At 40.2% G+C, this 19,502-nt stretch carries 31 protein-coding genes; 30 read left to right on the top strand and 1 reads right to left on the bottom strand.

Annotation, left to right across the window (positions count from 1 at the left end):
- Positions 1–8 precede the first annotated feature (8 nt).
- Positions 9–3,269 carry a SusC/RagA family TonB-linked outer membrane protein gene (locus tag HJC33_RS16355; protein ID WP_171659917.1) on the bottom strand — a complete coding sequence of 1,087 codons (3,261 nt, stop codon included), beginning with the start codon at positions 3,267–3,269 and terminating at the stop codon, positions 9–11.
- 608 nt (positions 3,270–3,877) lie between these two features.
- On the opposite strand from HJC33_RS16355, the gene rpsL reads away from it, so the two are divergent.
- The 30 genes from rpsL (at position 3,878) to rpsD (ending at position 19,489) form a co-directional block, all read left to right on the top strand.
- Positions 3,878–4,252, top strand: a complete 375-nt coding sequence (gene rpsL, locus HJC33_RS16350) for a 30S ribosomal protein S12 (RefSeq protein WP_031445118.1) — start codon at positions 3,878–3,880, stop codon at positions 4,250–4,252.
- A 21-nt stretch (positions 4,253–4,273) separates the two neighbouring features.
- Complete coding sequence (gene rpsG / locus HJC33_RS16345) at positions 4,274–4,750, top strand: 30S ribosomal protein S7 (RefSeq protein WP_171659916.1); 477 nt, start codon at positions 4,274–4,276, stop codon at positions 4,748–4,750.
- Between the two features lie 8 nt (positions 4,751–4,758).
- Positions 4,759–6,888 (top strand): elongation factor G, encoded by a 2,130-nt coding sequence (gene fusA, locus HJC33_RS16340; RefSeq protein ID WP_171659915.1) that lies wholly within the window; start codon positions 4,759–4,761, stop codon positions 6,886–6,888.
- Between the two features lie 10 nt (positions 6,889–6,898).
- The gene (rpsJ, locus tag HJC33_RS16335) at positions 6,899–7,204 is read left to right on the top strand and encodes a 30S ribosomal protein S10 (protein ID WP_007094989.1); all 306 of its coding nucleotides are present in this window, start codon (positions 6,899–6,901) and stop codon (positions 7,202–7,204) included.
- A gap of 164 nt (positions 7,205–7,368) precedes the next feature.
- Positions 7,369–7,986 (top strand): 50S ribosomal protein L3, encoded by a 618-nt coding sequence (gene rplC, locus HJC33_RS16330; RefSeq protein ID WP_171659914.1) that lies wholly within the window; start codon positions 7,369–7,371, stop codon positions 7,984–7,986.
- On the top strand, positions 7,986–8,615 hold the full coding sequence (gene rplD, locus HJC33_RS16325) for a 50S ribosomal protein L4 (protein WP_171659913.1): 630 nt from the start codon (positions 7,986–7,988) through the stop codon (positions 8,613–8,615). Before rplC ends, rplD begins: the two co-directional genes overlap by 1 nt.
- Before the next feature lie 7 nt (positions 8,616–8,622).
- Entirely contained in the window at positions 8,623–8,913 is a 291-nt protein-coding gene (rplW, locus tag HJC33_RS16320) for a 50S ribosomal protein L23 (protein WP_171659912.1), read from the top strand.
- A 9-nt stretch (positions 8,914–8,922) separates the two neighbouring features.
- Positions 8,923–9,747 carry a 50S ribosomal protein L2 gene (gene rplB, locus HJC33_RS16315; protein WP_171659911.1) on the top strand — a complete coding sequence of 275 codons (825 nt, stop codon included), beginning with the start codon at positions 8,923–8,925 and terminating at the stop codon, positions 9,745–9,747.
- A gap of 12 nt (positions 9,748–9,759) precedes the next feature.
- Complete coding sequence (gene rpsS / locus HJC33_RS16310; RefSeq protein WP_171659910.1) at positions 9,760–10,038, top strand: 30S ribosomal protein S19; 279 nt, start codon at positions 9,760–9,762, stop codon at positions 10,036–10,038.
- Positions 10,039–10,045: 7 nt separating this feature from the next.
- Positions 10,046–10,453 carry a 50S ribosomal protein L22 gene (gene rplV, locus HJC33_RS16305; protein ID WP_171659909.1) on the top strand — a complete coding sequence of 136 codons (408 nt, stop codon included), beginning with the start codon at positions 10,046–10,048 and terminating at the stop codon, positions 10,451–10,453.
- 9 nt (positions 10,454–10,462) lie between these two features.
- The gene (rpsC, locus tag HJC33_RS16300; RefSeq protein ID WP_171659908.1) at positions 10,463–11,179 is read left to right on the top strand and encodes a 30S ribosomal protein S3; all 717 of its coding nucleotides are present in this window, start codon (positions 10,463–10,465) and stop codon (positions 11,177–11,179) included.
- A 20-nt stretch (positions 11,180–11,199) separates the two neighbouring features.
- Complete coding sequence (gene rplP / locus HJC33_RS16295) at positions 11,200–11,619, top strand: 50S ribosomal protein L16 (protein ID WP_171659907.1); 420 nt, start codon at positions 11,200–11,202, stop codon at positions 11,617–11,619.
- 18 nt (positions 11,620–11,637) lie between these two features.
- Positions 11,638–11,829 (top strand): 50S ribosomal protein L29, encoded by a 192-nt coding sequence (rpmC, locus tag HJC33_RS16290; RefSeq protein ID WP_014032004.1) that lies wholly within the window; start codon positions 11,638–11,640, stop codon positions 11,827–11,829.
- 13 nt (positions 11,830–11,842) lie between these two features.
- Positions 11,843–12,100 carry a 30S ribosomal protein S17 gene (rpsQ, locus tag HJC33_RS16285; protein WP_014032003.1) on the top strand — a complete coding sequence of 86 codons (258 nt, stop codon included), beginning with the start codon at positions 11,843–11,845 and terminating at the stop codon, positions 12,098–12,100.
- Positions 12,101–12,102: 2 nt separating this feature from the next.
- Complete coding sequence (rplN, locus tag HJC33_RS16280; protein ID WP_090293760.1) at positions 12,103–12,471, top strand: 50S ribosomal protein L14; 369 nt, start codon at positions 12,103–12,105, stop codon at positions 12,469–12,471.
- Positions 12,472–12,483: 12 nt separating this feature from the next.
- Positions 12,484–12,795 (top strand): 50S ribosomal protein L24, encoded by a 312-nt coding sequence (rplX, locus tag HJC33_RS16275; RefSeq protein WP_216366723.1) that lies wholly within the window; start codon positions 12,484–12,486, stop codon positions 12,793–12,795.
- A 2-nt stretch (positions 12,796–12,797) separates the two neighbouring features.
- Entirely contained in the window at positions 12,798–13,349 is a 552-nt protein-coding gene (gene rplE / locus HJC33_RS16270) for a 50S ribosomal protein L5 (protein WP_171659906.1), read from the top strand.
- Between the two features lies 1 nt (position 13,350).
- Positions 13,351–13,620: a 30S ribosomal protein S14 gene (gene rpsN, locus HJC33_RS16265; RefSeq protein WP_116182586.1), complete on the top strand. Its 270-nt coding sequence runs from the start codon at positions 13,351–13,353 to the stop codon at positions 13,618–13,620.
- Positions 13,621–13,637: 17 nt separating this feature from the next.
- Positions 13,638–14,036: a 30S ribosomal protein S8 gene (rpsH, locus tag HJC33_RS16260; RefSeq protein WP_171659905.1), complete on the top strand. Its 399-nt coding sequence runs from the start codon at positions 13,638–13,640 to the stop codon at positions 14,034–14,036.
- Positions 14,037–14,055: 19 nt separating this feature from the next.
- Entirely contained in the window at positions 14,056–14,598 is a 543-nt protein-coding gene (gene rplF, locus HJC33_RS16255; protein ID WP_171659904.1) for a 50S ribosomal protein L6, read from the top strand.
- 11 nt (positions 14,599–14,609) lie between these two features.
- A complete protein-coding gene (gene rplR, locus HJC33_RS16250) occupies positions 14,610–14,963 on the top strand; it encodes a 50S ribosomal protein L18 (RefSeq protein WP_171659903.1) in 354 nt (117 codons plus the stop codon).
- Between the two features lie 6 nt (positions 14,964–14,969).
- Positions 14,970–15,494: a 30S ribosomal protein S5 gene (gene rpsE / locus HJC33_RS16245; RefSeq protein WP_171659902.1), complete on the top strand. Its 525-nt coding sequence runs from the start codon at positions 14,970–14,972 to the stop codon at positions 15,492–15,494.
- Positions 15,495–15,504: 10 nt separating this feature from the next.
- Complete coding sequence (gene rpmD, locus HJC33_RS16240) at positions 15,505–15,684, top strand: 50S ribosomal protein L30 (RefSeq protein ID WP_116182591.1); 180 nt, start codon at positions 15,505–15,507, stop codon at positions 15,682–15,684.
- A 13-nt stretch (positions 15,685–15,697) separates the two neighbouring features.
- Positions 15,698–16,150 (top strand): 50S ribosomal protein L15, encoded by a 453-nt coding sequence (gene rplO / locus HJC33_RS16235; protein ID WP_171659901.1) that lies wholly within the window; start codon positions 15,698–15,700, stop codon positions 16,148–16,150.
- Between the two features lie 11 nt (positions 16,151–16,161).
- Positions 16,162–17,505 (top strand): preprotein translocase subunit SecY, encoded by a 1,344-nt coding sequence (gene secY, locus HJC33_RS16230; protein ID WP_171659900.1) that lies wholly within the window; start codon positions 16,162–16,164, stop codon positions 17,503–17,505.
- Positions 17,506–17,572: 67 nt separating this feature from the next.
- Complete coding sequence (infA, locus tag HJC33_RS16225) at positions 17,573–17,788, top strand: translation initiation factor IF-1 (RefSeq protein WP_014031991.1); 216 nt, start codon at positions 17,573–17,575, stop codon at positions 17,786–17,788.
- Between the two features lie 5 nt (positions 17,789–17,793).
- Positions 17,794–17,910, top strand: coding sequence for a type B 50S ribosomal protein L36 (gene ykgO / locus HJC33_RS16220; RefSeq protein ID WP_010519235.1), 117 nt, complete (start codon positions 17,794–17,796; stop codon positions 17,908–17,910).
- A 2-nt stretch (positions 17,911–17,912) separates the two neighbouring features.
- Positions 17,913–18,287 carry a 30S ribosomal protein S13 gene (gene rpsM / locus HJC33_RS16215; RefSeq protein ID WP_171659899.1) on the top strand — a complete coding sequence of 125 codons (375 nt, stop codon included), beginning with the start codon at positions 17,913–17,915 and terminating at the stop codon, positions 18,285–18,287.
- Positions 18,288–18,387: 100 nt separating this feature from the next.
- Positions 18,388–18,780 carry a 30S ribosomal protein S11 gene (gene rpsK / locus HJC33_RS16210; protein WP_171659898.1) on the top strand — a complete coding sequence of 131 codons (393 nt, stop codon included), beginning with the start codon at positions 18,388–18,390 and terminating at the stop codon, positions 18,778–18,780.
- A gap of 103 nt (positions 18,781–18,883) precedes the next feature.
- A complete protein-coding gene (rpsD, locus tag HJC33_RS16205) occupies positions 18,884–19,489 on the top strand; it encodes a 30S ribosomal protein S4 (protein ID WP_171659897.1) in 606 nt (201 codons plus the stop codon).
- Positions 19,490–19,502: the final 13 nt, after the last annotated feature.

Raw genomic sequence — 19,502 nt, 5'->3', positions numbered from 1 at the left:
TTTTAGTCTTAGAATGTTGCTTTTACACTCAACCCATATCTTCTGGAACTTGGACCGTTGATGAAGTCAAAGCCTTGACCATTGGATACCCCAAGACCGGCAGTATTGGGATCGAAATTGGCTCCTTTAGGTGTGTTGAAAGCTCTGAACCATAGGTTTTGGCCTGAAACTGTAAAGGTCAAGCCTCCAAATGGCGTCTTATCCAAGAACTTGCCTGGTAGCGAATAGCTCAAAGAAGCTTCTTGCAACCTAAGTGTAGTAGCGTCATATACTTGTAACTCGCTTGGTCCAAAAAGAATGTTGCTGAACCAGTAAGTAGAGTTGTTAATCTGTAAGTTGTTCGTATTGCCATTAGCATCAACACCTGGCAGTATATACGTGTCTTCTCTATCTACAGTTTCGGTAATCAAACCTCTACCCAACAAAGTTGAAACTGTCGATGAATAAACATCACCTCCCTGAGTATAGTTCCACTGGAACCCTAAAGTGAAGTTTTTGTAAGAAATAGAATTGCTGATGTTAGCTACCCAATCTGGATTAGGGTCACCAATAATTCCATCCGTAGGATCTTGAACATAATTACCATCAGCTCCTACTACAAAATCTCCATTGTCATCTCTAAGGATACGGCTTCCGAAGAATACACCTAGTGGCTCATCTTGTATTGCGGCATTACCAAGGTTAGAGAAACCAGAGTAGATTACTTGGTCAGTATCAAGTCCTAAATCGGTAACTGTAGTTTCATAAGCTGTAAAATTCAAATTTGTTCTCCAGCTAAAACCACCTTCTTCACTAGCTCTAAACCATTCAACTCCTAAATCTGCCTCAACACCTTCGGATTCAATCTCACCAATATTAGTGGCGGTAACCGTAAATCCAGTAGCTGGGTCAAGTGGTCTATCCAAAATCAAGTCATTGGTTTTACGTTGATATACAGAAGCATCAAAAGTAATTCTGTTGTTCCACCATCTGGATTCGATACCTAGTTCTACCTCTTCCAACGTTTCAGGTTGAAGATTTTCGTTTCCTAGACGAATACCTGTAGTGTTGGTAACCACATTGGTTCCTGTTCCATCTTGGAAATCTTGAGTGTCCAAGAATAGTGTGCTTGCTACAGGATAGTTGGTAACACCAGCATCAAAGTTTGCGGATACTCCTAAACCACCCCTAATTTTCAAGTAGTTCAAAACGTTTTCAGATTTCAAACCATCAAAAGCTGCGGTTGGAATAAAAGATAAACTAGCACTGGGATAGAACTGGGTTCTATTGTCTTTGGAGAAGTTGGATACCCAATCGTTTCTTCCTGCCAACGTCAAGTAAAGCATATTGTCATAATCAAAATCCGCTTGGGCATAGACCCCTGCGATGTTGAGCTCAGTAAACGTTTGAATCTCATTTTGATTTAAGAAGTTGAAGTGTCTCAATACACCAAATACTTGTTGTCCGTCACTGGCCACACCATTTTGATCGAAAACGTTTCTTCTTGTAGTTGCACCAACGTTAAATGTAGTTCCAATTTTTTCAGTGATATCATAGTCCCCGTTTAATACAAGGTTATGGTCCCAGATGGTATTGGTATTGTTCCAAGTTTCATAGAAACCACTAACGGTTCTAGCACCACCACCGATACCACCTTTATTTTGGTAGTTTGTATTGTTTTCACTGTACACATCGATACCAGCACGGTAAATCAAGTTCAAGTTGTCACTTAAATCATATTGAATGGCAGCTTGTCCAAATATCCTATTGGTCTCCTGACTAGTTTCAGAGTTAGCCACAGTCCAAAGTGGGTGCTGTATGGAGTTGTTTTGACGGTAGTAAACACTTCCACCAGTAATTGGGTCTTCAAAAGGGAGGCCTTGTACGTCAATACTACGAGGTGTAAACCAAAGGTGACCAAATACAGAAGAGCCTGTACCCGTAGAACCGTTACCCTGACTTAATGCAACTGGCGGTGAAACAAATTTAGTTCTTGCATAATTCAAGGTGCCATTAACGGTAAACTTGTTGGAGAGAATAGCTCTACCACCTACAGATAATGTGTTACGAGTTACACTGTTGTTGGGAGTAAAACCATTATCTTTTAGGTAACCGTAGTTGAGGTTGTAACCAATTTTTCCATCATCAGAGGCTCCTCTAACATTGATAGAGGTATTGGCCACAGTTCCTGTTTTAAAGAATTTCCCAACACTGTCATAAGGTTTCCACTCATACAAAGCTCCTTGGAATTCTGGAAATGCCGCTTGGATGGCACTGGTAGAAGTTGAGTAGGGGTGTCTTAAGAATCCAGCAGTACCAGAAAGTGTACCATTTATAGCATTTTGATTTGCCCAGCCTGAAGGTCCCTCTCTGTCAAAGCTTGGTCCCCAGTTTGAGAAAAACCAACCAAAAGCTTGGTCAAAACCATTTCCATATTCGTTTTGGTAGTCTGGAAGTGAAGCTATTTCATTAAAGAAGATAGAAGAGTTTACGGTAATCTCAGTCTTTTTTGGACCGGATGTACCTGCTGAGCCTCCTTTGGTTGTAATCAAGACTACACCGTTACGCCCTTGAGAACCGTAAAGTGTGGCAGCTGCCAAACCTCTCAAAACGTTTACACTTTCTATACTATTTGGGTCTAAGTCTAAGAAACGACTGGAACCATTGTTACCGTTGACAAAGTCCTGTCTGTCCCCTTGCCTACCAACAGAGTTGGTGTCAGAACTAAAAGGCACACCATCAACAATGAAAAGAGCCTGGTTGCTACCACTAAAAGTAGAAATACCCCTAATGATCACATTTGTACCAGAACCAGAAAGACCACTTTGGTTGGTAATCTGAACACCAGCTGCTTTACCTTGGAGTACTCTGGCAACATCACCTTCTGGGCGAGATTCAAGATCTTCACTACCCACTTCGGTAACTGCATAACCCAATGCTTGTTTCTCCCTCTTAATACCAAGAGCTGTAACCACTACTTCTTCCAAGGCTTGTGCGTCTTCCTCCATTTGAACGTTGATTACGCTCGCAGCACCAACAACCCTTCTCGCAGGTCTTTGCCCGATGTAAGTGAAAAGTAGCGCTTGGCCTTCACTAGCATTGATGGCGTAGTTTCCATCAAAATCTGTTTGGGTACCATTGGTGGTCCCTTCTACGACAATGTTGACCCCAGGTAACGGAAGCCCATCAGCATCCGTAACAGTACCTGTAATCGACTTGTCTTGTGCAAAGGATATATGCACAACAAACGCCAATAACAGCGTTAACAATCCATTAAGTTTTGTTCTCATTTTAAAATTATTTGAATTAGCTAGCCGCTAAAATCATAATTTCATGTTAATAATCCAAACTAATTTTACTAAAATTTTAAGAAGTCCCCTGCAATTGCATGAGCGATAATTGGCAATGTTAAAATTTATGAATGCCATAAAAATGAGAGCTTTTAAATGATCAGGCCTGAAAAATCAATCGTTTTTGAAATGTGAATTAGATTTTGTTTTGTGTGTGGTAAGGTTAGGCGGAAAGGATTGGGGTGGATGTTGCTCGTGGAGCGAAACGTGTTTTTTAAGATGAAATTTTTGGTTGATGTTTTTGCTGTCATCAAGATTAATATAAGAAGGAGAGTGGTTTTTTAAGAAAGTAGTTTTATACCTTAATATATTATATAATAAATATCGCTGGTAAAAGTTTTTGTTTTTATTGGATTCAGGTTGAATTAATGATTTTTCTGAAAATTAATCGCCTGTCTATAATTGTAAATCTACTTTCTTGTGTTAAACTTGGGTAAAGCCTCAAAAAATATTTGAGTAAAAAATCATTGGGTATTTGAATTATTGGGAAATATCACTACATTTGCAGCCCTCAAAATGAGGGTTATTTAGTTTTTAAAGGAAATTTAATGCCAACAATTTCACAATTAGTACGAAAAGGAAGAGTCACAATTACCAAGAAGAGTAAATCGGCTGCTTTGGATTCGTGTCCTCAAAGAAGGGGGGTTTGTACGCGTGTTTATACGACCACGCCAAAGAAACCAAACTCTGCAATGCGAAAAGTTGCAAGGGTTAGGTTGACCAATGGTAAGGAAGTGAACGCATATATCCCTGGCGAAGGACATAATCTCCAAGAGCACTCGATAGTATTGGTAAGAGGTGGAAGAGTAAAGGATTTGCCTGGTGTGCGATACCACATTGTTCGTGGTGCGTTGGATACTGCCGGAGTGGCGGGAAGAACGCAGCGAAGATCAAAGTATGGTGCTAAGCGTCCTAAAAAGTAAACAAACTTTTAAGCAGAAGCAATGAGAAAAAAGCAGGCAAAGAAAAGACCATTATTACCGGATCCGCGATTTAATGATCAATTGGTCACGCGTTTTGTGAACATGATGATGTGGGATGGTAAAAAATCAATTGCATTTAAGATTTTCTACGACGCAATTGATATTGTCGATGAAAAAAACAATGACGAGGAAAAAACTGGTTTGGAATTGTGGAAAGATGCTCTTTCCAATGTAATGCCACACGTAGAGGTGAGAAGTAGAAGAGTGGGTGGTGCAACATTCCAAATTCCAATGCAAATTCGTCCAGACAGAAAGATATCAACTGCAATGAAGTGGTTGATCAGTTATGCAAGAAAGCGTAATGAAAAATCCATGGCCCAGAAATTAGCTTCAGAGATATTGGCTGCGGCAAAAGAAGAAGGTGCTGCGGTTAAGAAAAGAGTAGATACACATAAAATGGCGGAGGCCAATAAAGCATTCTCACACTTTAGATTCTAGTTCATAAAATGGGAAGAGATTTAAAATATACAAGGAATATAGGTATTGCAGCTCACATTGATGCTGGAAAAACAACCACTACAGAACGTATTCTTTTTTATACAGGTGTGAGCCATAAGATTGGTGAGGTGCACGATGGTGCTGCCACCATGGACTGGATGGAGCAAGAGCAGGAGCGTGGAATTACCATTACCTCTGCTGCAACAACCTGTACATGGCAGTTTCCAACAGAAAATGGAAAGCCTACGGCAGATGCCAAAGGATACCACTTTAATATTATTGATACTCCCGGACACGTTGACTTTACCGTTGAGGTAAACCGTTCGTTGCGTGTTTTGGATGGTTTGGTCTTTTTGTTCAGTGCGGTTGATGGTGTGGAGCCTCAATCCGAAACAAACTGGAGATTGGCCGATAACTACAAAGTGCCTAGGATTGGTTTCGTTAACAAAATGGACCGCCAAGGATCTAACTTTTTGAACGTGTGCAAGCAAGTTCGTGAAATGTTGGGGTCCAATGCGGTGCCGATTGTATTGCCGATTGGTGATGAAGCTGATTTTAGAGGTATTGTTGACTTGGCAAAGAACAGGGCCATTGTTTGGCATGATGAGAATTTCGGTTCCACTTTTGATGTCATCGATATTCCTGCAGAGATGCAAGATGAGGTTAAGGAATACCGTGCAGCTTTGATTGAGGCGGTTGCAGAATATGATGAGGAGTTGATGGAAAAATTCTTCGAAGATGAAGATTCCATTACAGAAGAAGAGGTGCATGCTGCGTTAAGGGCTGCAGTTATGGATAGGGCCATCATTCCTATGGTGTGTGGTTCTTCCTTTAAAAACAAAGGGGTTCAGTTCTTGTTGGATGCTGTGTGTCGCTATTTGCCTTCTCCATTGGATAAGGATGATATCGTGGGTACGGATCCTGATACCGGAGCTGAGATTACTAGAAAGCCAGATCCAAAAGAACCATTTTCTGCTTTGGCATTTAAAATTGCCACGGATCCATTTGTAGGTCGCTTGGCATTCTTTAGAGCGTATTCTGGTCGTTTGGATGCGGGTTCATATATTTTGAACAATCGCTCAGGTAAAAAAGAACGTATTTCTCGAATCTATCAGATGCACTCCAATAAGCAAAATGCCATTGAATATATTGAGGCAGGAGATATTGGTGCTGCAGTAGGATTTAAAGATATTAAGACTGGAGATACCATGTCCGCAGAGAAACATCCTATTGTTTTGGAAAGTATGGACTTCCCTGATCCAGTAATTGGTATTGCGGTTGAACCGAAAACCAAGGCTGATGTGGATAAATTGGGTATGGCTTTGGCTAAATTGGCTGAAGAGGATCCAACATTCCAGGTTAAGACAGATGAAGCTTCTGGCCAGACCATTATTTCTGGTATGGGTGAGCTTCACTTGGATATCATTGTAGATCGTTTGAAGCGTGAGTTCAAGGTTGAGGTGAACCAAGGTCAACCTCAAGTTGAGTACAAAGAAGCTCTTACTGCCACTGCAGATCATAGAGAAACATATAAGAAGCAAACAGGTGGTCGTGGTAAATTCGCTGATATCGTGTTTACTATGGAGCCTGTTGGTGATGAGACCATAGCGGGATTGGAGTTTGTCAATGAAATCAAAGGTGGTAACATTCCTAAAGAATATATCCCATCTGTAGAGAAAGGTTTCAAAGAAGCTATGAGGAATGGTCCGTTGGCTGGTTTTGAAATGGACAGTATGAAGATTACTCTTAAGGATGGTTCTTTCCACCCTGTGGATTCTGATTCATTGTCCTTTGAATTGGCTGCAAAGCTTGGTTATAAAGAAGCAGCTAAAAAAGCACGTGCTGTTTTGATGGAGCCCATCATGAAATTGGAGGTTTTAACTCCAGAAGAAAACATGGGTGATATAGTAGGTGACTTGAATCGTAGAAGAGGTCAGGTGAATAACATGGATGATAGAGCTGGTTCTAAAGTTGTTAAAGCTGAAGTTCCACTATCCGAGATGTTTGGATATGTGACTTCCTTGAGGACGTTGTCTTCGGGTAGAGCTACTTCCACTATGGAGTTTTCACACTATGCCGAAACACCTTCCAATATTGCGGAAGAAGTAATCAAGGCAGCTAAAGGAGTAACCGCTTAATTTCAGCAAGATGAGTCAAAAAATTAGAATAAAATTGAAATCTTACGATCATAATTTGGTGGACAAATCTGCTGAAAAGATTGTGAAAACGGTAAAAACTACCGGTGCTGTGGTTACGGGACCTATTCCATTGCCAACGCACAAAAAAATATTTACGGTTTTGCGTTCGCCTCACGTGAATAAAAAATCGAGAGAGCAGTTCCAGTTGAGTTCTTACAAGAGACTTTTGGATATTTATAGCTCTTCGTCAAAAACTATTGATGCCCTTATGAAGCTTGAGCTTCCTAGTGGTGTAGAGGTTGAGATAAAAGTTTAAGTAGATTTCATCCCCAGGGATGGAGGACATGTCTCGGACGATGGTTCGAGAAAAACGGAGAAAGAAAAAAATCTGGGTCAGAGCAGAGTGTTTTCTTGACCCAATTTTTTTGCCGATAAATCGGATCGGCATGATAAAAAGTAAACAATTAATAATTAATAAATATGTCTGGGTTAATAGGAAGAAAAATCGGCATGACCAGCATCTTCGACGAGAATGGAAAGAATGTTCCATGTACCGTTCTTGAGGCTGGGCCATGTGTGGTTACCCAAGTCAGAACCGAAGAGGTAGACGGGTACAGTGCCCTTCAGCTCGGTTTCGATGACAAGGCAGAAAAACGTGCAAGCAAGGCTGAAATCGGCCATGTAAAAAAGGCAGGTGCTTCTCCAAAGAAGAAAGTCGTTGAGTTCCGTGATTTTGAAGGAGAATACAAATTGGGAGATACCGTAGGTGTTGATCTTTTTGCAGAAGGAGAATTTGTTGATGTCATTGGTACATCAAAAGGAAAAGGCTTTCAAGGTGTTGTTAAAAGACATGGTTTTGGAGGTGTAGGACAAGCGACCCATGGTCAGCATAATAGATTGAGGGCTCCTGGTTCCATCGGTGCTGCTTCATACCCTGCTCGTGTTTTCAAAGGAATGAAAATGGCAGGAAGAATGGGTGGTGAAAGAGTTACAGTTCAAAACTTGAGAGTGTTGAAAGTGGTTCCAGAGAAAAACCTTATTGTAGTTAAAGGTTGTGTTCCTGGTCATAAAAATGCTTACGTAACAATTGAGAAGTAATGAAGGTAGCAGTTTTAGATATTAAAGGAAAGGAAACAGGAAGAAAGGTAGATCTTTCTGATGATGTTTTCGGTATAGAGCCCAATGAGCATGCCATCTATTTGGATGTAAAGCAGTATTTGGCCCATCAAAGACAAGGTACCCATAAATCCAAGGAAAGAGCTGAGATTGCTGGAAGTACCAGGAAAATCAAGAAGCAAAAAGGTACAGGTACCGCAAGGGCGGGTAGTATCAAATCTCCTGTTTTTAGGGGTGGAGGTAGAATCTTTGGTCCAAGACCTAAGGATTACAGTCAAAAATTGAACAAAAATGTGAAGCGATTGGCTAGAAAATCTGCTTTAGCATTAAAGACCAAAGAGAAGGCAATCACTATTGTTGAAGATTTCAGTTTTGAAACGCCAAAGACAAAAGATTTTGTTGCTTTTTTAACCTCTCTTGGAATTGAAAATAAAAAGTCTCTTATCGTGTTGGGCGATTCAAATAATAATGTATATTTGTCGTCGCGCAATTTGGAGCGCTCCGAAGTTGTAACAAGCTCAGAATTAAATACTTACAAAATTGTCAATGCAAATAATGTGATATTTACTGAGAGTGCTTTGGAAGGGATTGAATCGAACCTAAAGAAATAGAAGTATCATGAGTGTGTTGATAAGACCGATCATTACGGAAAAAATGACTGCTGATAGCGAGCTTTTCAATCGTTATGGTTTCTATGTTGACCCTAGTGCCAACAAGTTGGAAATCAAAGAAGCGGTGGAGGCTACCTATGGTGTTTCTGTGGAAAAGGTGAGAACCATGAACTATGGTCCAAATCGTAAGAGTCGCTATACCAAAACAGGAATTCAGCATGGTAAGACAAATGCTTTGAAAAAAGCTATTGTAGATGTTGCTGAAGGTGATATTATTGATTTTTACAGTAATCTATAAAGACTAGAAATGTCAGTTAGAAAATTAAAACCGATAACCCCTGGTCAGCGTTTTAGAGTAGTAAACGGATTTGACGCGATTACTACTGATAAGCCGGAGAAAAGCTTGCTTGCTCCGTTAAAAAAGTCGGGTGGTAGGAACAGTCAAGGTAAAATGACCATGCGCCATAGAGGTGGCGGTCATAAAAGAAGATATCGAATCATCGATTTCAAGAGGGATAAGCAAGGTGTTGAGGCCACAGTGGTTTCAATTCAGTACGATCCCAACAGAACTGCATTTATTGCCTTGGTAGAGTACAAGGATGGTGAAAAAAGGTATGTAATTGCCCAAAATGGTTTGCAGGTAGGTCAGAAAATTTCTTCTGGTTCCAAGTCTGCCCCTGAAATTGGAAATGCGCTTCCATTAAGTGAAATTCCTTTGGGGACTATCATTTCCTGTATTGAACTAAGACCTGGTCAAGGAGCTGTTATGGCGCGTAGTGCTGGTACATTTGCTCAATTGATGGCAAAGGATGGAAAATTTGTGACCATCAAATTGCCTTCGGGTGAAACTCGCATGATTTTGGCCACATGTACGGCTACCATCGGAGCGGTATCCAACTCTGATCATCAATTACTTGTTTCAGGTAAAGCAGGTAGAAGCAGATGGTTGGGTAGAAGACCTAGAACAAGACCTGTAGCAATGAACCCAGTTGATCACCCAATGGGTGGTGGTGAAGGACGGGCTTCTGGAGGTCACCCAAGATCTAAGAACGGTATTCCTGCTAAAGGATTTAGAACTCGTTCTAAGACAAAAGACACCAATAGATATATCATAGAACGTAGAAAGAAATAAAAGACAGAGTAAATGGCACGTTCATTAAAAAAAGGACCTTACGTTCATCATAGTCTGGAGAAAAAAGTTCAGGCCAATATAGATTCAGGTAAAAAATCGGTTATCAAAACATGGTCAAGAGCCTCTATGATAACACCAGATTTTGTAGGACAGACCATAGCAGTGCATAACGGGAGACAATTTGTTCCTGTGTATGTTACGGAGAACATGGTAGGTCATAAACTTGGAGAATTTTCACCTACACGATCCTTTAGAGGTCATGCAGGAGCTAAAAACAAAGGTAAAAAGTAAGTAAGCTATGGGAGTTCGTAAAAGACAAATGGCCGAAAGGTTAAAAGAAGAAAAGAAGCAGCTTGCTATTGCAAAGCTTAACAATTGCCCTACTTCTCCAAGAAAGATGCGTTTAGTGGCTGACTTGGTAAGAGGTAAGCAAATTGAAATGGCGTTAGCTATTTTGAGATTTAATCCAAAAGAAGCTTCAAGAAAGCTGGAAAAGCTGTTGCTTTCCGCCATAGCTAACTGGGAAGCCAAAAATGAGGACGCCAGTATTGAGGATGCTGACCTTATTATTAAGGAAATTCGTGTGGACAGTGGTACAATGTTGAAAAGACTTCGCCCTGCACCACAAGGTAGAGCACATAGAATTAGAAAGCGTTCCAATCATGTTACTATGATTTTGGAATCCAATAACAACGTTCAAAGCTAGAGTTACAATATGGGACAAAAGACCAATCCAATAGGAAATCGCTTAGGAATTATCAGAGGATGGGAATCCAACTGGTATGGAGGAAACGATTACGGCGACAAGCTGGCTGAGGATGATAAAATTAGAAAATACGTTCATGCGCGTTTGGCTAAGGCTAGCGTTTCACGTGTGATCATTGAAAGAACCTTAAAACTTATCACCATTACAATTACTACGGCTAGACCTGGTATTATCATTGGTAAAGGAGGTCAAGAGGTAGACAAGCTTAAGGAAGAGCTTAAGAAGATTACCAACAAAGAGGTTCAGATCAACATTCATGAAATAAAGCGACCTGAGTTGGATGCCAATTTGGTAGCGGCTAGTGTTGCTAGACAGATTGAAAGCAGAATTTCCTATAGGAGAGCTATTAAAATGGCTATCGCTGCTGCCATTCGTATGAATGCTGAAGGAATTAAAATACAGATTTCAGGACGTTTGAACGGTGCGGAGATGGCTCGTTCAGAATCCTACAAAGAAGGAAGAATTCCTTTGTCTACTTTCCGTGCTGATGTTGATTATGCCTTGCACGAAGCCCACACTACCTATGGTAGATTGGGGATCAAGGTTTGGATCATGAAAGGGGAGGTTTATGGTAAAAGAGAACTTTCTCCATTGGTAGGGTTGTCTAAGGGTCAGTCAAAAGGTGGCAAACAAGATGGTAAGAAACCACAACGCCGCAGAAAGTAATAAGATAAAGTAAAGGTAAAATGTTACAGCCAAAAAGAACAAAGTTTCGTAAAGCCCAGAAGGGGCGTATGAAGGGAAATTCCCAAAGGGGGCACCAACTTTCCAATGGAATGTTCGGTATTAAATCCTTGGATTCCCACTTCATTACTTCCCGCCAAATTGAGGCTGCGCGTATTGCTGCGACAAGGTACATGAAAAGACAAGGTCAGCTTTGGATTAAAATATTTCCGGACAAGCCCATTACTAAAAAGCCTCTTGAGGTACGTATGGGTAAAGGTAAGGGTGCGCCAGAATATTGGGTTGCCGTTGTAAAGCCTGGAAGAATTATGTTCGAGGTTGCAGGTGTCCCAATGGAAGTTGCTAAGGAAGCCCTTAGGCTTGCTGCTCAGAAATTGCCAGTAAAGACCAAATTTATCGTAGCTAGGGATTATTCCGCTTAATTTTTAATTGAGAAGAAGATGAGACAATCAGAAATAAAAGAACTTTCAATTGAAGAACTAAAGGAAAGATTGGCCGAGTTCAAAAAACAGCACGCTGATCTTAAGATGGCACATGCCGTTACACCTTTGGAAAATCCATTGCAGATAAGAAAAACTAGAAGGACAGTGGCTAGACTTGCAACTGAATTAACTAAAAGGGAATTACAATAATTGGTTCTGCCTTATGGAAAACAGAAATTTAAGAAAAGAAAGAATAGGCGTTGTTACCAGCAACAAAATGGAGAAATCAATTGTGGTTTCTGAGGTAAAACGAGTAAAGCACCCTATGTATGGGAAGTTCGTTTTGAAGACCAAGAAGTATGTTGCCCATGACGAAAAAAATGATTGCAACGAAGGTGACACTGTTAAAATAATGGAAACCAGACCATTGAGTAAGACAAAATGCTGGAGGTTGGTTGAAATCCTTGAAAGAGCTAAATAATTATGGTACAGCAAGAATCAAGATTAAAGGTTGCGGACAATACAGGTGCAAAAGAAGTTTTGACCATCCGTGTACTTGGAGGAACAAAGAGAAGATATGCTTCTCTAGGCGATAAGATAGTGGTTACTGTCAAAGAAGCTACTCCAAATGGTACTGTAAAAAAAGGTTCTGTGTCTACGGCGGTAGTTGTTAGAACAAAGAAAGAAGTAAGAAGACCTGATGGCTCTTACATCCGTTTTGATGACAATGCTTGTGTGTTGTTGAACCCTGCAGGAGAGATGAGAGGAACCCGTGTCTTTGGTCCAGTTGCAAGGGAGCTTAGGGACAGACAGTTCATGAAGATTGTTTCATTGGCACCTGAAGTGCTGTAAAATAATACAGAGATGAAGTTGAAAATAAAAACAGGGGATACAGTTAGAGTTGTAGCAGGTGACCATAAAGGCAGTGAAGGCAAAGTGGTTAAGGTTGACCGTGAGAAGAATAAAGCTGTTGTGGAAGGCATCAATATGGTTTCCAAGCATGAGAAACCAAGTGCGAACAACCCTCAAGGTGGTATAACGCAAAAAGAAGCGCCAATCCATATTTCCAACCTTTCATTGATTGACCCAAAGTCTGGTGAGACAACACGTGTCGGATATGAAGTAAGAGATGGTAAAAAAGTAAGGATTGCCAAAAAATCCAACGAAGTAGTTTAGTCATGAGTTATATTCCAAGATTAAAGAAAGAATACAAAGAGCGTATAGTTAAGGCGCTTTCTGATGAATTTGGGTACAAAAATATAATGCAGGTACCCAAATTGGAGAAAATTGTGGTTAGCCGAGGGGTTGGAGCTGCTGTTTCTGACAAAAAGCTTATTGACCATGCTGTAGATGAGCTAAGCAATATTACTGGTCAAAAAGCAGTTGCCACATTATCCAAAAAGGATGTTGCTTCCTTTAAACTTAGAAAAGGAATGCCCATTGGTGCAAAAGTGACCCTTAGAGGAGAGCGTATGTATGAGTTTTTGGATAGATTGATTACCACTGCCCTTCCAAGGGTAAGAGATTTTCAAGGTGTAAAAGCTACTGGTTTTGATGGTAGAGGAAATTATAACCTCGGAATTACGGAGCAAATCATTTTTCCAGAAATAAATATTGACAGAATCAACAGAATTAACGGTATGGATATCACCTTTGTTACTTCTGCTGAAACAGATAAAGAAGCAAAATCATTGTTAACCGAATTGGGAGTACCCTTTAAAAAGAACTAGTATGGCCAAGGAATCAATGAAAGCCCGCGAAAGAAAAAGGGCAAAAATGGTTGCAAAATATGCCGAGAAGAGAAAGGCTTTGAAAGAAGCTGGGGATTACGAGGCGCTTCAAAAGCTACCGAAAAATGCATCTCCGGTGCGTATGCGCAACCGTTGTAAATTGACCGGAAGGCCAAGAGGTTACATGAGAACCTTCGGTATTTCAAGGGTTACTTTTAGGGAAATGGCCAATAAAGGCTTGATTCCAGGAGTTAAAAAGGCAAGTTGGTAAATAGATAAAGAAAAGAAATGCTTACAGATCCAATTTCAGATTATTTGACCAGAATTAGAAATGCCAGTAGGGCAGGTCATAGAGTAGTGGATATTCCCGCTTCCAATCTTAAAAAACAGATAACTAAAATATTGTTCGATCAAGGTTATATTTTGAGTTATAAGTTTGAAGAAGACAAGGTACAAGGGAACATCAAGATTGCATTGAAGTACGATAAGTTTACCAAAGAGCCGGTTATCAAAAAATTGCAAAGAGTAAGTAAACCAGGATTGCGTAAGTATGCTGGTTCTGAAGAATTGCCAAGAGTACTTAACGGTTTGGGTATTGCTATAGTGTCAACTTCCCACGGAGTTATGACCAGTAAACAAGCTAAACAAGAAAACGTAGGTGGCGAAGTATTGTGCTACGTTTATTAATTGAGTAAAGAGAAAAAAAATGTCAAGAATAGGTAACAATCCCATTACAATTCCAGAAGGAGTCACCGTAGAAGTGAATGACAATGTGATTACCGTAAAAGGTAAGTTGGGGGAACTTTCCCAGAATTTTGCTGGAGTTGCCGTAAAGGTTGAAGATGGACGTGTACTATTGGAAAGACCTTCCGATTCCAAAGAACATAAAGCAAAACACGGGTTGTACCGTGCTCTTGTCGCTAACATGATAGATGGTGTTTCTAAAGGTTGGACCAAAGAACTGGAACTTGTAGGAGTTGGTTATAGAGCCAGTAACCAAGGTCAAAAGTTAGATTTAGCTCTAGGGTTTTCGCATAACATAGTTATGGATATTGCTCCAGAGGTGAAAATAGAGACCGTTTCCGAAAAAGGGAAAAACCCTATTGTAAAATTAACGTCCCACGATAAACAATTGGTGGGTCAGGTAGCTGCCAAAATCAGATCTTTCCGTAAGCCAGAACCTTACAAAGGAAAAGGAATCAAGTTTGTTGGTGAGCAACTAAGAAGAAAAGCAGGTAAATCAGCATAATTAGCAGTACTATGGGATTATCTAAGACTGAAAGAAAATTACGCATCAGAAGAAGAATACGAAAAGTATCTTTTGGTACAGAAGCAAGACCAAGACTTTCCGTGTTCAGGAGCAATAAAGAGATATACGCTCAATTGATTGATGACAATAAAGGGGTCACTTTGGCTTCAGCATCCTCTAGAGATAAAGGTGTTGATGCAAAAGGAACCAAAATTGAAGTTGCCAATGCAGTAGGTAAATCAATTGCTGAGAAGGCATTGAAACTGGGTGTTGAGATTGTAGCTTTCGATAGAGGTGGAAACCTTTATCACGGAAGAATAAAATCATTGGCTGAAGGAGCAAGGGAAGCAGGATTAAAATTCTAATAAACTATGTACCAGAATTACAAGAACGTAGAAACAGTTAAGCCGGGTGGACTAGAGTTGAAAGACCGTTTGGTGGGAGTTCAAAGGGTTACCAAGGTAACTAAAGGTGGTAGAGCATTTGGTTTTTCAGCAATTGTTGTTGTTGGTGACGAAAATGGTGTTGTTGGACATGGTTTGGGAAAATCCAAAGAAGTTGCAACTGCTATTGCCAAAGCTATTGAAGATGCCAAGAAAAATTTGGTAAGAATCCCTTTGAACAAAGGAACTCTTCCTCATGAGCAAAAAGGAAAGTATGGTGGTGCACGAGTTTATATTCAGCCAGCATCACACGGTACCGGAGTTATTGCAGGTGGAGCAGTAAGAGCCGTATTGGAGGCTGTGGGAGTTCATGATGTATTGTCAAAATCACAGGGGTCTTCCAACCCGCACAATGTGGTAAAAGCTACTTTTGATGCCTTATTGCAATTGAGAAGTGCTGATACCGTAGCCAAACAAAGAGGTATTTCTTTAGAAAAAGTCTTTAAGGGATAAAAAGGATATTATGTCAAAGATTAAGGTAAAACAAGTAAAAAGCGCCATCAAAAGACCACAGGATCAGAAAAGAACCTTGGAAGCACTTGGATTGCGTAAAATAGGACACGTTGTTGAACACGATACAACACCTAGTATCCTTGGAATGATTAATAAGGTAAAACACTTGGTTTCCACAGAGGAAGCTTAAAAATATAAAGGACATGGATTTACATAGTCTTAAACCGGCCAAAGGGTCCGTACATAAAGAAGGAAAACGTGTAGGTAGAGGAGAAGGTTCCGGAAAGGGAGGTACTGCTACCCGTGGACACAAAGGAGCCAAGTCTAGATCTGGATATTCCAAGAAAATTGGATTTGAAGGTGGACAGATGCCTTTGCAGAGACGTGTTCCCAAGTTTGGATTCAAAAACATTAACAGAAAAGAATACAAGGGGATCAACCTTGCTAAATTGCAGGAGTTGGTGGACAAAGGTGTCATTGAAAAGGAAGTGACCTTGGACATATTGATCGAGAACCGATTGGCACATAAAAATGATTTGGTGAAGATTTTGGGTAATGGCGAATTGAAAGCCGCCCTCAAAATATCAGTGCATAAATTTACTGCTTCCGCTAAAGCGGCCATAGAAGCTGCAGGAGGTGAGGCAATAAGTTTATAAGATAAAGAAGCATGAAGAAATTTATTGAGACCATATCCAATATCTGGAAGATTGAAGAACTAAGACAACGTATCATCGTAACCCTTGGGCTGCTGTTGGTATACCGTTTTGGAGCTCAAATCGTTCTTCCTGGTATTGATACAACCCAATTGGCACAATTGACCTCAAATACCGAGCAAGGTATCTTGGGAATTCTTAATGCTTTTACAGGGGGTGCTTTTGCCAATGCATCGGTATTTGCATTGGGAATCATGCCCTATATCTCCGCTTCCATTGTGGTTCAGTTGATGGGAATAGCAATTCCGTATCTTCAAAAACTACAAAAAGAAGGGGAAAGTGGTCGTAAGACCATAAACCAGATTACACGTTGGTTGACCATCGGAATCTGTATTGTTCAAGCTCCAGCATATTTGTTTGGTCTTGGAGCGCTTGGAGTACCTGACAGTGCCTTTGTTTTGGGTAAAGGATTGGATTTTATAATTCCTGCAGTTATCATTTTGGTGACTGGATGTGTGTTTGCCATGTGGTTGGGAGAAAAAATTACGGATAAAGGTATCGGTAATGGTATTTCATTATTGATCATGATCGGTATCATAGCAACCATGCCGCAAGCCTTTGTTCAAGAGTTCATTTCAAGAACTACGAACAACACAGGAGGAATCATGTTCATTTTGATTGAGGTGATTATCTGGTTCTTGGTCATCTTGGCCAGTGTACTATTGGTCATGGCGGTACGCCAGATTCCTGTACAATACGCAAGAAGAACGGCTTCTGGGGGATATGAGAAAAATGTGATGGGGGCCAGACAGTACATTCCTTTGAAATTGAATGCATCTGGAGTAATGCCCATCATCTTTGCCCAAGCAATAATGTTTGCTCCAAGTTTGTTGGGAAGAACATTTAATGATACTGCTGTGGGACAATGGATGGAGGTTCAGTTTGCTGATATCTTCGGATTGGCTTACAATATCCTTTTTGCGGTATTGATAATCATATTTACCTACTTCTATACAGCAATCACGGTGCCTACCAACAAAATGGCAGATGATTTGAAAAGAAGTGGTGGTTTTATACCTGGTATTCGTCCTGGAAAAGAAACGGGTGATTATTTGGACAAAATCATGTCATTGATCACTTTGCCAGGATCTGTTTTCTTGGCACTTTTGGCGGTATTGCCGGCAATAGTGGTCAAGTTGATGGATGTGCAAGCTGGATGGGCGCTGTTTTATGGAGGAACATCACTATTGATCATGGTAGGTGTTGCCATAGATACTGTTCAGCAGGTGAATTCCTATTTATTGAATAGGCATTATGACGGTTTGATGAAAACCGGGAAAAATAGAAAAGTAGCATAGTTAGTTAATGGTTGATAGTTGAAGGTGAAACCAACAACGAACAACGAACAACAAACAACTAGATAATATGGCAAAACAGCCAGCAATAGAACAAGACGGTACCATCATTGAAGCATTATCAAATGCAATGTTCAGGGTGGAATTGGAAAATGGGCATGTGGTAACAGCTCACATTTCTGGGAAAATGAGAATGCACTATATAAAATTGCTTCCCGGGGATAAAGTTAAGCTGGAAATGAGTCCATATGATTTAACAAAAGCAAGAATTACTTACAGATACTAAGCGCGATGAAAGTAAGAGCATCAATAAAGAAAAGAAGTGCCGACTGCAAGATTGTTCGCAGAAAAGGCAGATTATACGTAATCAACAAAAAGAATCCTAGATTTAAACAAAGACAAGGGTAATTATGGCTAGAATTGCAGGGGTTGATATACCTAAACAAAAGCGAGGCGTTATTTCACTTACCTACATTTACGGTATTGGTAAAAGTAGAGCTCAAGATATTTTGAGCAAAGCCCAAGTAAGCGAGGATACCAAAGTTTCCGATTGGAACGATGATGAAATTGGAAGAATTAGGGAAGCTGTATCCGAATATACTATTGAAGGGGAACTTCGCTCAGAGACCCAATTGAATATTAAGCGTTTGATGGATATTGGTTGTTTCCGTGGAATTCGTCACAGAGCTGGATTGCCTTTAAGAGGTCAGCGTACCAAGAACAACTCTAGGACAAGAAAAGGAAAACGTAAAACAGTTGCCAACAAAAAGAAAGCAACTAAATAATAATAGCGGTCATTAGTGTTCAGGCGTTAGAAGAATCTGTTTGAAATGTAAAAGTCTAGGATTCCAATAACAAAGAACTAACAGCAAGGAACTAAAAAATATGGCAAAAGCAAATACAAAAACAGCAAAGAAGCGTAAAGTAATCGTTGAGTCTACAGGTGAGGCACATATTGTTGCATCTTTCAACAACATTATCATTTCCCTTACCAATAAAAAGGGTGATGTGATTTCTTGGTCGTCTGCTGGTAAAATGGGATTCCGTGGTTCTAAAAAGAACACACCTTATGCTGCTCAGGTTGCAGCGGAAGATTGCGCTAAGGTTGCCCATGAAGCAGGATTGAGAAAAGTAAAGGTTTATGTGAAGGGACCTGGAAATGGTAGAGAATCTGCTATTCGTTCCATCCACAATGCAGGAATCGAAGTTACTGAAATCATCGATGTTACCCCGCTTCCACATAACGGTTGTAGACCTCCCAAAAGAAGAAGAGTTTAATAATCAATTATAATCACGGCCCATTTAGGGTCTTCACGAAAGTGCATGGAGATTATCGAAGGATAAGCCTTAATTCATAATCGCACTTTCAAATTAAAAGAAGATGGCAAGATACACAGGACCAAAAACAAAAATCGCTAGAAAATTTGGAGAAGCGATTTTCGGAGATGACAAATCTTTCGAAAAGAAAAATTACCCTCCAGGACAACACGGTAACAACAGACGCCGTGGCAAAAAATCAGAATATGCTATCCAATTGATGGAAAAGCAAAAAGCCAAATATACCTATGGTATTTTGGAAAGACAATTTAGAAACCTGTTTGACAAGGCGAATCGCAGCAAAGGAGTAACCGGTGAGGTGCTACTTCAATTGTGTGAGTCTCGTTTGGACAACGTGGTTTATAGAATGGGCATTGCCCCATCAAGAAGAGGAGCTCGTCAATTAGTTTCCCACAGACACATTACCGTTAATGGTGATGTAGTGAATGTTCCATCTTATTCATTAAAACCCGGAGACGTGGTTGGAGTAAGGGAAAAATCAAAATCCGTTCAATCCATTTTGGATTCTTTGGCTGCCAATAGCAGTGTTTACGAATGGATCACTTGGAATTCAGAAAAAAAGGAAGGTACCTATGTTACCATTCCTGAAAGACTTCAAATTCCTGAGAACATCAAGGAACAATTGATCGTAGAATTATACTCTAAATAAAAATCAACATTAA

The organism is Flagellimonas amphidinii (assembly GCF_013090115.1).
In the GTDB taxonomy this organism is placed as follows: Bacteria; Bacteroidota; Bacteroidia; order Flavobacteriales; family Flavobacteriaceae; genus Flagellimonas; species Flagellimonas amphidinii.
The sequence above is the reverse complement of the archived record's forward strand: the minus strand, read 5'-3'. Positions and strand labels throughout refer to the sequence as shown.

Coding starts and splice junctions, on each gene's coding strand:
- rpsN (WP_116182586.1), top strand. CDS start 13,351: ATGGCCAAGGAATCAATGAAAGCCCGCGAAAGAAAAAGGGCAAAAATG.
- rplD (WP_171659913.1), top strand. CDS start 7,986: ATGAAGGTAGCAGTTTTAGATATTAAAGGAAAGGAAACAGGAAGAAAG.
- rpsQ (WP_014032003.1), top strand. CDS start 11,843: ATGGAAAACAGAAATTTAAGAAAAGAAAGAATAGGCGTTGTTACCAGC.
- rpmC (WP_014032004.1), top strand. CDS start 11,638: ATGAGACAATCAGAAATAAAAGAACTTTCAATTGAAGAACTAAAGGAA.
- infA (WP_014031991.1), top strand. CDS start 17,573: ATGGCAAAACAGCCAGCAATAGAACAAGACGGTACCATCATTGAAGCA.
- rplN (WP_090293760.1), top strand. CDS start 12,103: ATGGTACAGCAAGAATCAAGATTAAAGGTTGCGGACAATACAGGTGCA.
- rpsJ (WP_007094989.1), top strand. CDS start 6,899: ATGAGTCAAAAAATTAGAATAAAATTGAAATCTTACGATCATAATTTG.
- ykgO (WP_010519235.1), top strand. CDS start 17,794: ATGAAAGTAAGAGCATCAATAAAGAAAAGAAGTGCCGACTGCAAGATT.
- rplR (WP_171659903.1), top strand. CDS start 14,610: ATGGGATTATCTAAGACTGAAAGAAAATTACGCATCAGAAGAAGAATA.
- rplB (WP_171659911.1), top strand. CDS start 8,923: ATGTCAGTTAGAAAATTAAAACCGATAACCCCTGGTCAGCGTTTTAGA.
- rpsS (WP_171659910.1), top strand. CDS start 9,760: ATGGCACGTTCATTAAAAAAAGGACCTTACGTTCATCATAGTCTGGAG.
- HJC33_RS16355 (WP_171659917.1), bottom strand. CDS start 3,269: ATGAGAACAAAACTTAATGGATTGTTAACGCTGTTATTGGCGTTTGTT.
- rpsD (WP_171659897.1), top strand. CDS start 18,884: ATGGCAAGATACACAGGACCAAAAACAAAAATCGCTAGAAAATTTGGA.
- rplC (WP_171659914.1), top strand. CDS start 7,369: ATGTCTGGGTTAATAGGAAGAAAAATCGGCATGACCAGCATCTTCGAC.
- rpsC (WP_171659908.1), top strand. CDS start 10,463: ATGGGACAAAAGACCAATCCAATAGGAAATCGCTTAGGAATTATCAGA.
- rpsH (WP_171659905.1), top strand. CDS start 13,638: ATGCTTACAGATCCAATTTCAGATTATTTGACCAGAATTAGAAATGCC.
- fusA (WP_171659915.1), top strand. CDS start 4,759: ATGGGAAGAGATTTAAAATATACAAGGAATATAGGTATTGCAGCTCAC.
- rpmD (WP_116182591.1), top strand. CDS start 15,505: ATGTCAAAGATTAAGGTAAAACAAGTAAAAAGCGCCATCAAAAGACCA.
- rplF (WP_171659904.1), top strand. CDS start 14,056: ATGTCAAGAATAGGTAACAATCCCATTACAATTCCAGAAGGAGTCACC.
- rplX (WP_216366723.1), top strand. CDS start 12,484: ATGAAGTTGAAAATAAAAACAGGGGATACAGTTAGAGTTGTAGCAGGT.
- rplV (WP_171659909.1), top strand. CDS start 10,046: ATGGGAGTTCGTAAAAGACAAATGGCCGAAAGGTTAAAAGAAGAAAAG.
- rpsL (WP_031445118.1), top strand. CDS start 3,878: ATGCCAACAATTTCACAATTAGTACGAAAAGGAAGAGTCACAATTACC.
- secY (WP_171659900.1), top strand. CDS start 16,162: ATGAAGAAATTTATTGAGACCATATCCAATATCTGGAAGATTGAAGAA.
- rpsG (WP_171659916.1), top strand. CDS start 4,274: ATGAGAAAAAAGCAGGCAAAGAAAAGACCATTATTACCGGATCCGCGA.
- rplW (WP_171659912.1), top strand. CDS start 8,623: ATGAGTGTGTTGATAAGACCGATCATTACGGAAAAAATGACTGCTGAT.
- rpsM (WP_171659899.1), top strand. CDS start 17,913: ATGGCTAGAATTGCAGGGGTTGATATACCTAAACAAAAGCGAGGCGTT.
- rplE (WP_171659906.1), top strand. CDS start 12,798: ATGAGTTATATTCCAAGATTAAAGAAAGAATACAAAGAGCGTATAGTT.
- rplO (WP_171659901.1), top strand. CDS start 15,698: ATGGATTTACATAGTCTTAAACCGGCCAAAGGGTCCGTACATAAAGAA.
- rpsK (WP_171659898.1), top strand. CDS start 18,388: ATGGCAAAAGCAAATACAAAAACAGCAAAGAAGCGTAAAGTAATCGTT.
- rpsE (WP_171659902.1), top strand. CDS start 14,970: ATGTACCAGAATTACAAGAACGTAGAAACAGTTAAGCCGGGTGGACTA.
- rplP (WP_171659907.1), top strand. CDS start 11,200: ATGTTACAGCCAAAAAGAACAAAGTTTCGTAAAGCCCAGAAGGGGCGT.